Below are 14,559 nucleotides of genomic sequence, written 5' to 3'. Positions count from 1 at the left end.
ACCCTCAGGCACTCAGTCCTCAGCGGGCGTTGATCCCGTCCTCTGCCAGTGAGCGCACCAGCCCGCGCTGCAGTTCCTTCATCAGCAGCACCACCTGGCTGGAGCCATAACGGTAGCCGCCGTTGAGCACCTGCACTGCCTTGTCCCATTCGCCTTGCTGGGCGAGTTCGACCAGGGTGGCGGCCTGCTCATGGAAATACTGATAGCGCGCCACCAGCAACGGAAACGCCGGTTGATCGCCCAGCACCTCGCCCCCCACGCCCTGCAGCCAGCGGCCCAGCACGCTGTGGTCCACGCGGCGTATCAGGGCCGGGTCCAGCCCGACGGTGGTGCGGCCCTCCAGGTAGTCCATCAGGCGGGCTTTCCAGCGTTCATGGGCGTTGATGGCGGCGTCGATGTCCAGGGTGGCCAGCAGGCTGTCGCCACGGCGCGAGTCGAGCGCTGCGGCGCTGTCGAACAGCACCTGGGCGGGTGCGGCAGCAACAGCCGGATCGGCACGGCGGACTCCCAGAAAGCGACGCAGTAACTCCATGACACCCTCGGAACAGGTTTTCTCAGATCCATCAGCGGCGATATGCCGCTGCCACGGCGCACGCGGCGCCCCTGCCCCGCGCTGCAGCCGGAACAGGCGCCGCGCGATGGCCCATGAATCTTAGGCGGGGATGGAAAAATCGAATGTCAACGATGGTCAGCCATGCAAGGGCCCTGCGGGCGGCCTCTGCACACTTGCAGAAGGCTGTTTGACTGCCCCTGGGACTTACTGGATGCCTGTGGGCCCCGGCGGCTGGCTGGCGGCGGGCGAGACAAAAATCTGCGCAGCATCCACGGCATCAAACCGGTACTGCTGGCCACAGAACTCGCAGCCCACCTCAATGTCATCTCGCTCGGCGAGGATGCTTTCGGCCTCTTCGGCGCCCAGGTTGCGCAGCATGTTGCTGACACGCTCGCGGCTGCAGGTACAGGCAAACCGCGGGCCGCTGGCGCCCTGCTGCGGCTCGAAGCGCAGCAGCTTTTCCTCCCAGAACAGGCGGCGCAGGATCGTGTCCACATCCAGCGTCAGCAGCTCTTCGCGCGTCAGGCTGGCTGCCAGGTGCGCAATGCGGTTGTAGTCCTCGTTGTGGCCGATCTGGTCTTCGTTCTCGCGGTGTGAGAGGCCCGCAGCCAGGTTGCCCTCGCCCTTGATGGGCATGCGCTGGATTAGCAGGCCTGCGGCCACCTGGTCGTTCGCGCCCAGCACCAGGATGGTGTCGAGTTGCTCGGACTGCAGCATGTAGTGCTGCAGCACGTCCGACAGACGTTCCAGCTTTTCATGGTGGTCGCCATGCAGCGGCACCACGCCCTGGTAGGGCTGCTGGCCGGGGTGGCGGTCCTTGGGGTCGAGCGTGATGGCGCAGCGGCCGCCGCCGCCCACATTGACCATCTGGCTCAGCTTCGCGTCCGATGGCACCTCGCCATTCACGGTGGCCGTGGCGCGCAGGCTCAGGTCGGATTGCACTTCGGTCACGGCCAGCTTGACCGGACCGTCGCCAAACACCTGCAGCACCAGCGCGCCGTTGAACTTGATGTTGGACTGCATCAGCACACCGGCCGCCGCCATCTCGCCCAGCAGCTCGCTCACCGGCGCGGGGTAAGCGCCCGTGCTGGTGTTGCTGGCACGGCGGCGCAGGATTTCGATCCAGGCATCGGTCAGGCGCACGATCATGCCGCGCACGGGCAGACCATCAAAAAGAAACTTGTGGAGTTCAGACACGCAGGGGTTCCAGGAAAAGTAAGGTGGCAGGCAGCGGCAATGCCGTGCTCAGCCGATCTTGCGCAGGCCGCGTTGGAAGCGGCGCGCGTTGTCAATGTAATGTTGGGCGCTCTGGCGCAGGCCTTCGATCTGCTCGGGCGTGAGTTCGCGCACGGCCTTGGCCGGGCTGCCGATGATCATGGAGCCATCGGGGAACTCCTTGCCTTCGGTGACCAGCGCACCCGCGCCCACCAGGCAGTTCTTGCCGATCTTGGCGCCGTTGAGCACCACGGCGCCAATACCGATCAGAGATTCGTCGCCAATAGTGCAGCCATGCAGCATGACCTGGTGGCCCACCGTCACCCGCTCGCCCACCACCAGGGGCTTGCCGATGTCGGCGTGCAGCACGCTCGCGTCCTGGATGTTGGAGCCTGCACCGATGGTGATGCTCTCTGTATCACCCCGGATCACCGTGCCAAACCACACGCTGGCGTCTTCGCCCAGCACCACGTTGCCCATCACCTGGGCGCTATCGGCCACCCAGGCCGATGCGGGCACCTGGGGCGCCACGCCATCGAGTTCGTAAATCGCCATGCAAAAGTCTCCGTGGGGGGGCAGGCATCGGGGCCCGCGTTTTGGAATGGGGGAAGCGCCAACCGGCGGCGCCCCGTAGCTGCGGGCACCGTTGGCAACGGCCTAGAATTGTAAGGATGGAGCTTCGCCAACGTGCACTGCAGGTCTTGTGCCTTGCAGACCCTGAACAAAAAGCGGCCGCTGCGCTGGACCTGTATACCCAGGCAGCTACGCTTTCAATAGCAGAAAACACCCCTGCCCCGCCCGACGGCATGCACGACCTGCCCGGCCGCCCCGCGCGGCCAGAACTGCGGCGCCACACGGACGTGGCCCGGCGCTCCCCCGCCACGCCCGAAGGCCGCGCCATCCTGATCCACGCGATTGCCCACATCGAGTTCAACGCCATCAACCTGGCGCTCGACGCCGTCTGGCGCTTTGGTGGCATGCCGCGCGAGTACTACCTCGACTGGATGCTGGTAGCTGCCGAAGAGGCGCAGCATTTCCGCCTGCTGCGTGACCACCTGCGCAGCCAGGGGCATGACTACGGCGATTTCCCGGCCCACCAGGGCCTGTGGACCATGTGCGAGAAAACCAGCCACGACATCCTGGCCCGCATGGCCCTGGTGCCGCGCACGCTGGAGGCCCGGGGGCTGGACGCCACGCCCCAGATCCAGGCCAAGCTGCGCCAGGTGGGCACGCCCGATGCGCTCGCCGCCGTGGCCATTCTGGACACCATCCTGCGCGACGAGGTCGGCCATGTGGCCATCGGGAACCACTGGTACCGCTGGCTGTGTGAACGTGCGGGGCACGACCCCGAAACCCACTACGGCACCCTGGTCGCACAATACGAGGCCCCGCGCCTGAAGCCCCCGTTCAACGAAACCGCCCGCCGCAAGGCCGGTTTTACCGACAACGAACTGCGCTGGCTGCAGCAGCTCTGATCTTCTGGTTACAGCCGGCCCGGCACGGGCTTCTAAAATTCACTGCGCAGGCCGCCATAGGCCACCGCTGGCACCAGCCCCCTCTTTCTTCCATACTCCCACCATGACTTCACCCACCACACCCGGGCTCTCCCTCACGCCCCCGCCCCCCGGCAACCAGTCCTCGGTCGCCATGATTGCGCGGCAGGCCATCGTGAACGCGCAGCAGGTGGTGGTGGGCTACGAGCTGTTCAACCGCTCGCGCAGCGGCGCGGCGCACACGGCGGCCACCGATGTGATCCTGGTCTTCACAGCGCTATCGCATGCGGGCACCGAAGAGCTGGTGGGCAAAAAGCTCATCTTTGTGAATTGCACGCACGAAAGCCTCTCGGGCGGCCACCTGGAGCTGGTGGACCCCGACAAGGTGGTGCTGGAAATCCCCCCCCTGGGCCATGCCGCTGCCGAAGAAGTCGCCACCCGCATGCCCATCCTGGCCGGGCTGCGCGAGCGGGGTTTTCACCTGGCGTTCAACCACACCGTGCTGCAGTCGGCCTACGCGCCCTGGCTGCCACTGGCCGACTACATCAAGCTCGACCTGTCCGTGCTGGCGCCGGATCAGCTGGCGGTGCTCATCAGCTACGCGGGGCGCCACTCGCAAGCCGAGCTGATCGCCGAAAAGGTCGAGACCGCCCAGCAGTACGACATGGTGTCCAGCCAGGGCGTGCAGATGTTCCAGGGCTACTGGTTCGCACGCCCCTCCCTGGTCGAGGCCAAGCTGCTCGCCCCCTCGCAGGCCAGCATCATCGAACTCATCAACCAGGTGCGCAAACAGGCCAGCACCGACGACATCGAGGAAACCCTCAAGAAGGACGCGGGCCTGGCCTTCAACCTCATGCGCCTGATCAATTCGGCGGGCTTCGGCCTGTCGCGCGAGGTCACCTCTTTCCGCCAGGCGGTGATGCTCATGGGCCTGAAAAAGCTGTTCCGCTGGGCGGCGCTGCTGCTCACGGCCTCGCGCGCCGGGGGCACGCCCTCGTCCGTGGGTCAGACCGCCGTGGTGCGGGGCCGACTCATGGAGCTGCTGGCGCTGGAGACCCTGCCCCCCGAAGAAGCCGACCAGGCCTTTGTGGTGGGCATCTTCTCGCTGCTCGACGTGATGCTCTCCATGCCCATGGAATCTGCCCTGGGCCTGTTGAACGTGCCCGAGCCCGTAGCGGCGGCCCTGCTGCGCCGCGAAGGCTTCCTGGGCGACCTGCTCACGCTGGCCGAGGCTTGCGAGTCGAGCGACGATGCCGTCTTCGACCGCACGGCCGGGCTGCTGCACCTGACCAGCCAGCAGATCAACTTTGCCCACCTGCAGGCGCTGGCCTGGGCGGACCATCTGGGCGACTGACCTGGCCACTGGCAGCAGCCCAGCCTGCTACCACCCATTGGTTCGCGCCAGGGCCACGGGGGTCTAGAATCGCCAGGAACTAGCCTTTCACTACAGCAGACCCCATGTCGAGCACACCTGAACAAGACACCCCGGACGCTGCATCCCCAGCGGTGGAGCCGGTGGACGAGAACCTCGCCATCATCGCCCGCCAGGCCATCGTGGACGAAAGCCGCGCGGTCTATGGCTATGAGCTGTTCGACCGCTCCACGGCCTCCGACTCGCACACCGCTGCCAGCGACGCCGCCCTGCTGTTCAACGCCCTGTCGTACGCAGGCACCGAGGCGCTGGTGGGCAAAAAAACGGTGTTCATCAACTGCACACACGACAGCCTCTCGGGCGGCCACCTGGAGCTGATCCACCCCGAAAAGGTGGTGCTGGAAATACCGCCTCTCCCTGACGGCGCCACGCCGGAGGAAATCGAAGGCCGCCTGCCCACGCTGGAGGCGCTGCGCACGCGCGGCTTCCGCCTGGCGTTTGACCAGCAGGCCCTCAAGCGCGCCTACACCAGCTGGCTGCCCCTGGCAGCCTTCATCAAGCTGGACATGCAGGCCTTCAAGCCCGAACTGGCCGCACCACTGGTCAAATTTGCCACCACCCACAGCAAGGCCACACTGGTGGCCGAAAAGGTCGAGACTGCCGAGCAGTACGAGCTGATGAAGAGCCTGGGCGTGAAGCTGTTCCAGGGCTACTGGTTCGCCCTGCCCTCGCTGGTCAAGGCCACCACCATCCGGCCTTCGCAGGCCACCATCATCCAGCTCATCAACCTGGTGCGCAAACAGGCCAGCACGGCCGAGATCGAAGACCTGCTCAAGAAAGACCCCACGCTGTCTTTCAACCTGCTGCGTTTCATCAACTCCTCGGGTTTCGGCTTGTCGTGCGAGATCACCTCGTTCCGCCATGCGGTGATGATCCTGGGCCTGAAGAAGCTGTTCCGCTGGGCAGCCCTCTTGATGACCACCTCGCGCGCCGATGGTGCCCCACCCGCCGTAGGCCAGACCGCCGTGGTGCGTGGCCGCCTGATGGAGCTGCTGGCGGCCGAGCTGCTGCCACCGGAAGAATGCGACAACGCCTTTGTGGTGGGCGTGTTCTCGCTGCTGGACACCATGCTCGGCGTGCCGCTCGAAAAAGCCCTCGAATCCGTGGCCCTGCCCGAGCCCGTGATGGACGCCCTGTTGCGCCGCACCGGCGTGTTCGCCCCCTTCCTGGAGCTGACCATTGCCTGCGAAACTGGCGACGAAGTGGCCTTTGCCAAGAACGCCGATGCGCTGCACCTGTCCAACCGCCAGGTCAACTGGGCCCACCTGCAGGCGCTGACCTGGGCGGAAAGCCTCAACGAGGAGTAACACCCCTGCCTGCGGTGCGTATTTGCCGCAGCCTCCCCAAGCAAAAAGGGCCCTGCTCATTCAGGGCCCTTTTTTGTTCAGGGAAGCGTGTATCAGTTACTGGCCTGTATCCCCGCCGCACGGATGATGCGGGCATTGTTCTCCGATTCCTGCGCGATCTGGCGCGCAAATTCTGCCGCAGTGCCGCCGGTGGGCACGTTGTCGGTGGCTTCCAGCTTGCTGCGGATATCGGGCTGGGCGAGTGCCTTGTTCACTTCAGCATTGATGCGATCGATCACCGCCACGGGCGTCTGCGCGGGCGCATAGATGCCGAACAGCGATGACAGGTTGGCAGCAGGCTGCCCCAGCTCGGCCAGCGTGGGCACCTGGGGCAGCGAATCAAGCCGTGCAGGCGCCCCCACCGCCAGCGGCTTGAGCTTGCCCGCCTTGATGTGCTGCAGCACGGCAGGGCCCGCATTGGTGGACAGCACCTCGTACTGCCCGCCCAGCGCGTCGTTCATCTGCTGGCCACCGCCCTTGTAGGGCACGTGCGTGATCTGCACCTGGCTCTTGCCAGCGATCTGCTCTAGCATGATGTGGCCCAGCGACGCCTGCCCCGAGGTCGCCCAGCGCACGGCCCCGGGCTTCGCCTGCGCGGTGGCCAGCAAGTCCTTGAAATCTGCAGCCTTGCTGGCGGACGTGCCCAGCAGCAGCACGGGCGAATACATCACGCTCACCACCGGGGCAATGTCCTTCTGCGGGTCGAACGGCGACTTGCCCAGGTGTGGGTTCAGCGCCAGTGGGCTCACCGCCGCAAAGCCCAGGGTGTAGCCGTCGGGCGCCGCCTTGGCGACGGCATCCACGCCCAGGCTGCCACTGGCCCCGGCCTTGTTCTCGATGACCACCGGCGTGCCCAGCTGCACAGCCAGCTTGTCAGCCAGGGCACGCGCCACGTTGTCGCTCACGCCGCCAGCGGGGTAGGCCACCACGATGCGAATGGGTTTGGCCGTGGGCCAGGCTTGCGCCACGGCCAGGGTGACCGAGCTCAGCAGCAACGCGCCGACAAATAGTTTTTTCATGGGAGTTTCCTTGGGTGAATGGGGGAGTCGATCCATCAACGGGCGCCAGGGCAACCCACCCACGCTATCCACGCGGATGGTGCTGCGCATGCAGCGACTTGAGCCGCTCGCGCGCCACATGGGTGTAGATGGTGGTGGTGGAGATGTCGGCGTGGCCCAGCAACAGCTGCACCACGCGCAGGTCGGCGCCATGGTTGAGCAGGTGGGTGGCAAATGCGTGGCGCAGCGTGTGCGGGGACAGCGGCACGGTGATGCCTGCGACCTGCGCCCATTTTTTCACGATGACCCAGAACATCGCCCGCGTCATTCCGCTGCCGCGCTGGGTCACAAACAGGTCATCGGTCTGCTGCCCGCCCAGGATGGCGCCGCGCGCCTCGTGCAGGTAGCGCTCCAGCCAGGAACGCGCCTCATCGCCAAACGGCACCAGGCGCTCCTTGCTGCCCTTGCCCATCACCCGCAGCACGCCTTCGTTCAGCCCGAGCTGGAAGGTCTTGAGCGTGACCAGCTCGGTCACGCGCAGGCCGCTGGCGTACATCAGCTCCAGCATGGTGCGGTCACGCAGGCCCAGGGGGTTGCCCAGATCGGGCGCGTTGAGCAGCGCTTCCACCTGCGCCTGCGACAAGGTCTTGGGCACACGCAGGGGCTGGCGCGCCGCCTGCAGCCGCAGCGTGGGGTCGGCGGTGATGCGCCGCTCGCGCAGCGCCCAGTGGAAGTAGCGGCGCAGCACCGTGAGACGCCGGTTGGCCGAGGTGGCGCGGGTTTGTGCATGGCGGGCCGCAAAGTAGGCGTTGAGGTGCAGTTCGGCCGTATCGTCCAGCGCCAGTGCAGGCTGCTGGGCCGCGAGCCACTGCGCGTACAGCGTCAGGTCGCGCCGATAGGCCGCCAGCGTGTTGCGCGAGAGGCCGTCCTCCAGCCACAGGGCATCCACAAAGGCATCGATCGCGTTCAGGCTGGAGGCAAGCATGCAAAAACGATAGCACGTAAAAAAGCCGCCCGGGCGAAGGGCGGCTTTTCGAAGTGATGGATGGAGTGTGCAGCGCTTATTCGAGCGTCAGCTTCTGCTTGACCACCACGTCCTTGTAGACAGAGAACTCTGCCTTGATCTGCTCGGCAAACTGCTCGGGCGTGTTGCCGATCACGAGGGAGCCGGTGTCCTCGATGCGCTTTTTCACGGCCGGGTCTTGCAATGCCGTGCGCACGGCGGCGTTGATCTTGTCCACCACGTCCTTGGGCAGGCCCTTGGGGCCCAGGATGCCGTAGTAGGCCATGCGGTTCACCGGCTCCAGGCCCAGTTCCTTGAACGTGGGCACATTGGGCAGGGCCGCCACGCGCTGCGGCGCAGCCACCACGATGGGCACCAGGCGGTTTTCCTTGATGAAAGGCAGGGCCGAAGGCAGGTTGTCAAAAATCATGGGCACCTGGCCCGCCACCGTGTCGTTCAGGGCCGGGCCCGCACCGCGGTAGGGGATGTGGGTCACAAAGGTGCCCGAGAGGTTCTTGTACAGCTCCATCTGCAAGTGGCCGATGCCGCCCGTGCCAGACGAGGCATACGAATACTTGCCCGGCGACTTCTTGACCTCTGCCACGAACGCCTTGTAGTCCTTGGCCGGAAAGCTGGGGTGCACCGCAATGATGTTGGGGGTGGCCGCGATGTTGATGATGGGCGTGAAGTCCGTCAGCGGGTTGTACGGCGTCTTGGGGTTGATGGCCGGATTGGCGGCCGTGGTGGACACGGTGGCCACGCCCAGCGTGTAGCCGTCGGGGGCAGAGCGGGCCGTTTCGGCCGCGCCCACGATGCCACCGCCGCCAGCCTTGTTCTCCACGATCACGCTCTGGCCCAGGGCCTTGCCCAGCGGGTCGGCGATCACGCGCGCAATGATGTCGGTGGTGCCACCGGGTGCAAACGGCACCTGCAGCTTGATCACCTTGTTGGGATAGCCTTGGGCGGCAGCGGTGCCTGCTGCGGCAGCCAGTACGGTCAGCGCAAGCCATTGACGACGATGCATGGAGTTCTCCTTCGTGCGGGTAACAAACAGCGCCGATGGTATGCGCAACCGCCGCGTTGGCGCCCTGCGGATTCCACATAAGGGCTAACCCCAAGGCCTTGCCGGGGATCAGTAGGACTTACGCAAATCGGGATGCAACAGCCGCCTCGCCTAGGGGTGAACCGCTTGCCTGAACCCTGTTTTGCGCAAATCACGATCAAGTATTCTCGGCAGCGTGAACTACGCCCAGCTCCTGCTCCCCGACTTCTCCCTCATCCTCTGCGGCTATCTCATCTGCCGCTACACCGCCCTCAACCGCTCGGTCTGGCAGCCAGTGGAAAGCCTGGTGTACTACCTGCTCTTCCCGGTGCTGCTGTTCCAGTCCATCGTCAAGAGCCCCGTGGACATCAGCGCCGCGTCGGGGCTGATCGGCGCGGGCATGCTGTCGGGCGTGATCGGCATCGCGCTGGCCTACAGCCTGCCGCACTGGCCGTGGTTGGGCAAACGCATCGATGCGCGCGACCATGCGGCCAGCGCGCAGGTGGCGTTCCGCTTCAATTCCTTCATTGGCCTGGCGATTGCCGAGCGGCTGGCGGGCACGCAGGGCCTGTTGATGATTGCCGTGCTGATTGGCGTGTGTGTGCCGCTGTTCAACGTGGCGGCCGTGTGGCCCATGGCGCGGCAGGGTCAGCACAGTTTTGCGCGCGAGCTGGTGCGCAACCCGCTGATCATTGCCACAGGGTCGGGCCTGGCGGCCAACCTGCTGGGCTTCCAGATCCCCGAGTGGGCCGTACCCACGGTCAGCCGCATCAGCGCCGCATCGCTGGCGCTGGGGCTGATGGCCGCAGGCGCCGGCCTGCAGTTTGGCCTGCTCACGCGCGGCAAGGCGCTGAGCGTGGCGGTGCTGTCCATCCGCCACCTGGTGCAGCCCCTGCTGGCCTTTGCGCTGGCACGGCTGTTTGGGCTGGACCCGGTGCAGACCACGGTGCTGCTGGCCTTCTCGGCCCTGCCCACGGCATCGACCTGCTATGTGCTGGCCGCCCGCATGGGCTACAACGGGCCCTATGTGGCGGGGCTGGTGACGCTGTCCACGTTGCTGGGCGTGGTGAGCCTGCCGTTTGCCCTGGGGTTTCTGCGATGACAAATTTTCTGCATTCTGGCCTTCGCACCGAGCACACAAGCCAAACACGGCGGCGCGCACTGCTGGCCAGCCTGGCGGCCATGGCCCTTGCGCCGCTGGCCGCCTGCGGGCGCAAGCCGCCCCGCGCGCAGGCGTTGCCCGCCGGTGCCACGGTGCTGGCGCTGGGCGACTCGCTGACCTCGGGCGTGGGCGCATCGGCCGACACCGCCTACCCCGCCGTGCTGCAGCGCCTGACGGGCTGGAAGGTGATCAATGGCGGTGTGTCGGGCGACACCTCGGCCCAGGCACTCGACCGCCTGCCAAGTCTGCTGCAGCAACACCAGCCAGCGCTGGTCATTGTGAGCATCGGCGGCAACGACTTTCTGCGCCGCCAGAGCAGCGCCACCACCCGCACCAACGTGCAGCGTATTTGTGCCGACGCACGCGCCAGCGGCGCCCAGGTGCTGCTGGTGGCCGTGCCCGAGCTGTCGCTGATGGCCACTGTGGGCAAACTCAGTGACCACGCGCTGTACGAAGAGGTGGCGGAGGAGTTGAAGATTCCCCTGCACAGCAAAGGCTGGTCGGGTGTACTGGCGCAAGAGCGGCTGCGGTCCGACCAGATCCATGCCAATGCGGCGGGCTACGAGCAGTTTGCGCAGGGGCTGGTGGAGACCCTCAAAACCACCGGGTTGCTGGTGCAGTAGTACCGCAGGGCTCTACATTCCGATAGCTATTATTTTAATAGCTTAAAGCGCATATCCATTGGGCGGAGAGGCCGGTTTTTATTCATATTTCCAGCGCCCAGGCCACATGCTCGCGCACCAGGGCGCTCTCGTCCTGCGCGCGCGACTGCAGCGCGGTGCGCAGCGTGGCATCGCCCGTGGCGCGCAGCGCATTGCCCAGCGCCACCGCCACATTGCGCAGCCAGCGCTCGTGCCCGATGCGGCGGATGGGACCGCCCTCGGTCATGCGCAAAAAAGTGGCCTCGTCCCACGCAAACAAATGCACGAGTTGCTGGCCCGACAGGCCCTTGCGCTCGTCGAAGTCGGGCAGGCGGCTGACCTGGGCGAACTTGTTCCAGGGGCAGATGAGCTGGCAGTCGTCGCAGCCGTAGATACGGTTGCCCAACAAGGGCCGCAGCTCCAGCGGGATCGGCCCCGCATGCTCGATGGTGAGGTAGGAGATGCAGCGCCGCGCGTCAATGCGGTGCGGCGCGATGATGGCCTGCGTGGGGCACACATCGATGCATGCACTGCAGCTGCCGCAGTGGGCCGTGACGGGCGCACTCTCGGGCAGCGCCATGTCCACATAGATCTCGCCCAGGAAGAACATCGACCCCGCCTCGCGGTTGAGCACCAGCGTGTGCTTGCCGCGCCAGCCCTGGCCGCTGCGCGCGGCCAGCTCGGCCTCCAGCACCGGGGCCGAGTCGGTGAACACGCGGTGGCCAAACGGGCCAATGGCCTCGGCAATGCGGTCGCTGAGTTTTTGCAGCCGGGCGCGCAGCACCTTGTGGTAGTCGCGCCCCCGGGCGTAGACCGAGACAATGCCCTCTTGCGGGCGCGTGAGGCGCGAGAGTTCTGCCGCCTGCCAGCCCTCGGGTGCATCCATGGCCGTATCGCGCGGCAAATAATCCATGCGCGCCGTGATCACGCTCACGGTGCCGGGCACCAGCTCGGCGGGGCGCGCGCGCTTCATGCCGTGGGCTGCCATGTAATGCATCTCGCCATGAAAACCCTGCGCCAGCCAGGCCGAAAGCCCGGGCTCGGCCGCAGACAAGTCCACCCCCGCCACGCCGATTTGGGAAAATCCCAGCTCGCGGGCCCACTCCTGCATTTGAGGAACGAGTTGACTTTTGCACCACATACCGGCCAGATTGTAGAAAGCGGCGCCGATGCCCCTGCCGAAGCTACACGCCATTTCATCTGGCGCAGCGAGGCCGACACCGAGGCCTTCGCACGCCAGCTGGCAGCGCAGCCGCTGCTGACCAACGCCTTCCTCACCCTGCATGGCGACCTGGGCGCGGGCAAGACCACCCTGGTGCGCCACCTGCTGCGCGCCCTGGGCGTGCAGGGCCGCATCAAGAGCCCCACCTACGCCGTGGTGGAGCCGCACGAGGCTCCCAACCTCTCGATCTGGCACTTCGACTTCTACCGCTTCGACGACCCGCGCGAGTGGGAAGACGCGGGTTTCAGGGACATTTTTGCCAACCCGGGTCTCAAGGTGGCAGAATGGCCGGAAAAGGCTGCAGCGCTTACCCCGCCTGCGGACCTTGCTATCCACATTGAAGCAATTGATGACACCGAAAGGAAGGTCACTCTGCTCGCCCCCACCCCTGCCGGGCGCGCCATGCTGCAAGGACTCTGAAGCACCGTGAACCAGCCCCACACACCCGCCCACCCCGCCAGACCGCCATCGCGTCGCGCCGTGCTGCAGATGGGCTCGCTGGTATTGCTGCTGGGCACGCAGCAGATTGCGCGTGGTGCCACCATCCTGGCCGTGCGCGTGTGGCCCGCCCCCGAGTATTCGCGCGTGACCATCGAATCCGATGGCGCGCTGGTGGCCAAGCAGTTTTTTGTGACCACCCCACCGCGCCTGGCGGTGGACATCGAAGGCATCGACCTCAGCCCCGCGCTGCGCGAGCTGGTGGCCAAGGTCAAGCCCGACGACCCCAACATCGCAGGCATCCGCGTGGGCCAGAACGCGCCCGGCGTGGTGCGCCTGGTGGTGGACCTGAAGCAGGCCGCCCTGCCCCAGGTCTTTACCCTGCCGCCCGTGGCCGCCTACCAGCACCGGCTGGTGTTCGACCTGTACCCCGCCGCACCGGTGGACCCACTGGAGGCGCTGATTGCCGAGCGTCTGCGTGATGCGCCCTCTGCAGACAAGCCTGCCCCCTTGGCCCCCATCCCCACGGCTGCCACGCGCCCCGGCGCGCCCGCTGCAGCCGCCAACCCGTCGGCCGAACACGACCCACTGGGTGACCTGATCGCTCAGCGGGCCCAGCGCCCCGGCCCGGCACAAGCACCCGCACCTGCGGATGTGCCCCCGCCCGCCATAGCGGCCGCCCCCGCACAGGCCGAATCGCCTCGCACCGGCAACCGTGCCACCGCCACCCAGACCGACCGCATCATCATCGTGGCGCTGGACCCAGGCCACGGCGGCGAAGACCCCGGCGCCATCGGCCCCGCAGGCACGCGCGAAAAAGACGTGGTGCTGCGCGTGGCCTACCTGCTGCGCGACCGCATCAACGCCACCACCGTGGGGGGCAACCCCATGCGCGCCTACCTCACGCGCGACGGCGACTACTTCGTGCCCCTGGGCACCCGCGTGCAAAAGGCCCGGCGCGTGCAGGCCGACCTGTTCGTCTCCATCCACGCCGACGCCTTCACCACCCCCGCCGCGCGCGGCGCCAGCGTGTTCGCGCTGAGCCAGGGCGGCGCCTCCAGCACGGCCGCGCGCTGGCTGGCCAACAAGGAGAATCAGGCCGACCTGGTGGGTGGCATCAACGTGCAGTCCAAAGACCAGCATGTGCAGCGTGCGCTGCTGGACATGAGCACCACCGCACAGATCAACGACAGCCTCAAGCTCGGCTCTGTGCTGCTGGGCGAGATTGGCGGCATGGCCAAGCTGCACAAACCGCGCGTGGAGCAGGCCGGGTTTGCGGTGCTGAAGGCGCCCGACATCCCGAGCGTGCTGGTGGAAACCGCCTTCATCAGCAACCCTGAAGAAGAAAAGCGCCTACGCAGCAGCGCCTACCAAGAGCAGCTGGCCGATGCGCTGATGCGCGGCATCACGCGCTACTTCGCCAAGAACCCGCCGCTGGCACGCAGCCGGTCGGTATAAGGCGCGTTGCCGGTGCATCGGGATGACACGCCAACAAGGGGCGCAGCACCGGCCCACCCGGTGATTCCCCGGCCTTGCGCCACCTGCCAAGAGCGGGCAAAGTAAGCTGCACAGCCCCGCCGTCGCACGGGCATTTCGCCCGGCACCTTCGCCGTGCCGTCGATAAGCCGGGGCAAGACAGGAAGGAGAACCGCCATGGCCCTGCCCCACGCCCAATCCGGCCAGATCGTCAGCGTACGACCCCTGGGCGAGCGCCTGCCCGACACCCCGACCACCGCCATCCTCAAAGCCGGCCAGCTCGAAGTCATGCGGGTGGTGCTGCCCGTTGGCAAGTCCATGAAAGAGCACCAGACGCCGGGCGAAGCCACCGTGCAGTGCATCGAAGGGGTGGTTGAATTTGCCAGCGACGGCGCCGTGCAGCAGCTGCACCCCGGCGACTTTGTGCACCTGGCGCCGCGTGCGCTGCATGCACTCAAGGCGGTGCAGCCCGCCTCGCTGCTGGTCACACTGTGCCTGCAGGCGGGCTGAAGGGGCGAGCCCCGCCGCGCCCGCAGCA

15 protein-coding genes are annotated in these 14,559 nt (G+C 66.5%); 8 read left to right on the top strand and 7 right to left on the bottom strand.

All coding sequences use genetic code 11. The features are described from left to right. Positions 1–19: 19 nt before the first annotated feature. From CBY09_RS01725 to CBY09_RS01715, 3 genes are all read right to left on the bottom strand, one after another. Positions 20–532 (bottom strand): CZB domain-containing protein, encoded by a 513-nt coding sequence (locus CBY09_RS01725; RefSeq protein WP_094285747.1) that lies wholly within the window; start codon positions 530–532, stop codon positions 20–22. A 225-nt stretch (positions 533–757) separates the two neighbouring features. Beyond that, the gene (gene hslO, locus CBY09_RS01720) at positions 758–1,750 is read right to left on the bottom strand and encodes an Hsp33 family molecular chaperone HslO (protein ID WP_094285745.1); all 993 of its coding nucleotides are present in this window, start codon (positions 1,748–1,750) and stop codon (positions 758–760) included. Between the two features lie 48 nt (positions 1,751–1,798). Continuing rightward, positions 1,799–2,323 (bottom strand): gamma carbonic anhydrase family protein, encoded by a 525-nt coding sequence (locus tag CBY09_RS01715; protein WP_094285743.1) that lies wholly within the window; start codon positions 2,321–2,323, stop codon positions 1,799–1,801. 116 nt (positions 2,324–2,439) lie between these two features. Here CBY09_RS01715 and CBY09_RS01710 point away from each other — a divergent pair, with 116 nt between their 5' ends. The 3 genes from CBY09_RS01710 to CBY09_RS01700 all read left to right on the top strand — a co-directional run bounded on the left by CBY09_RS01710 (position 2,440) and on the right by CBY09_RS01700 (position 6,000). Continuing rightward, the gene (locus CBY09_RS01710; protein WP_094285741.1) at positions 2,440–3,243 is read left to right on the top strand and encodes a ferritin-like domain-containing protein; all 804 of its coding nucleotides are present in this window, start codon (positions 2,440–2,442) and stop codon (positions 3,241–3,243) included. Between the two features lie 103 nt (positions 3,244–3,346). Beyond that, complete coding sequence (locus CBY09_RS01705; protein WP_094285739.1) at positions 3,347–4,615, top strand: EAL and HDOD domain-containing protein; 1,269 nt, start codon at positions 3,347–3,349, stop codon at positions 4,613–4,615. 104 nt (positions 4,616–4,719) lie between these two features. After that, positions 4,720–6,000, top strand: coding sequence for an EAL and HDOD domain-containing protein (locus CBY09_RS01700; protein WP_094285737.1), 1,281 nt, complete (start codon positions 4,720–4,722; stop codon positions 5,998–6,000). Between the two features lie 92 nt (positions 6,001–6,092). Here the strand turns inward: CBY09_RS01700 and CBY09_RS01695 are convergent, their stop codons facing one another. The 3 genes from CBY09_RS01695 to CBY09_RS01685 form a co-directional block, all read right to left on the bottom strand. Continuing rightward, the gene (locus tag CBY09_RS01695; protein ID WP_094285735.1) at positions 6,093–7,058 is read right to left on the bottom strand and encodes a Bug family tripartite tricarboxylate transporter substrate binding protein; all 966 of its coding nucleotides are present in this window, start codon (positions 7,056–7,058) and stop codon (positions 6,093–6,095) included. 64 nt (positions 7,059–7,122) lie between these two features. Next, entirely contained in the window at positions 7,123–8,022 is a 900-nt protein-coding gene (gene xerD / locus CBY09_RS01690) for a site-specific tyrosine recombinase XerD (RefSeq protein WP_094285733.1), read from the bottom strand. A 76-nt stretch (positions 8,023–8,098) separates the two neighbouring features. Further along, positions 8,099–9,064, bottom strand: coding sequence for a tripartite tricarboxylate transporter substrate binding protein BugE (locus CBY09_RS01685; protein ID WP_094285731.1), 966 nt, complete (start codon positions 9,062–9,064; stop codon positions 8,099–8,101). A gap of 214 nt (positions 9,065–9,278) precedes the next feature. Here CBY09_RS01685 and CBY09_RS01680 point away from each other — a divergent pair, with 214 nt between their 5' ends. Next, entirely contained in the window at positions 9,279–10,184 is a 906-nt protein-coding gene (locus CBY09_RS01680) for an AEC family transporter (protein ID WP_063462097.1), read from the top strand. An 80-nt stretch (positions 10,185–10,264) separates the two neighbouring features. Beyond that, on the top strand, positions 10,265–10,867 hold the full coding sequence (locus CBY09_RS01675; RefSeq protein ID WP_165773855.1) for a GDSL-type esterase/lipase family protein: 603 nt from the start codon (positions 10,265–10,267) through the stop codon (positions 10,865–10,867). An 82-nt stretch (positions 10,868–10,949) separates the two neighbouring features. Here the strand turns inward: CBY09_RS01675 and queG are convergent, their stop codons facing one another. After that, the gene (gene queG / locus CBY09_RS01670; protein WP_094285727.1) at positions 10,950–11,996 is read right to left on the bottom strand and encodes a tRNA epoxyqueuosine(34) reductase QueG; all 1,047 of its coding nucleotides are present in this window, start codon (positions 11,994–11,996) and stop codon (positions 10,950–10,952) included. A 12-nt stretch (positions 11,997–12,008) separates the two neighbouring features. Between queG and tsaE the strand changes: the two genes are divergently transcribed. From tsaE to CBY09_RS01655, 3 genes are all read left to right on the top strand, one after another. Further along, entirely contained in the window at positions 12,009–12,527 is a 519-nt protein-coding gene (tsaE, locus tag CBY09_RS01665) for a tRNA (adenosine(37)-N6)-threonylcarbamoyltransferase complex ATPase subunit type 1 TsaE (RefSeq protein ID WP_094285725.1), read from the top strand. Positions 12,528–12,533: 6 nt separating this feature from the next. Continuing rightward, the gene (locus tag CBY09_RS01660) at positions 12,534–14,003 is read left to right on the top strand and encodes an N-acetylmuramoyl-L-alanine amidase (protein ID WP_094285723.1); all 1,470 of its coding nucleotides are present in this window, start codon (positions 12,534–12,536) and stop codon (positions 14,001–14,003) included. A gap of 195 nt (positions 14,004–14,198) precedes the next feature. Then, the gene (locus tag CBY09_RS01655; protein ID WP_094285721.1) at positions 14,199–14,531 is read left to right on the top strand and encodes a cupin domain-containing protein; all 333 of its coding nucleotides are present in this window, start codon (positions 14,199–14,201) and stop codon (positions 14,529–14,531) included. Positions 14,532–14,559 lie beyond the last annotated feature (28 nt).

Origin of the sequence: Acidovorax kalamii (assembly GCF_002245625.1) — a bacterium.
GTDB classification, from domain to species: domain Bacteria; phylum Pseudomonadota; class Gammaproteobacteria; order Burkholderiales; family Burkholderiaceae_C; genus Acidovorax; species Acidovorax kalamii.
Note: the sequence above shows the minus strand (reverse complement) of the source record. Positions and strands in the feature narration are given on the sequence as shown.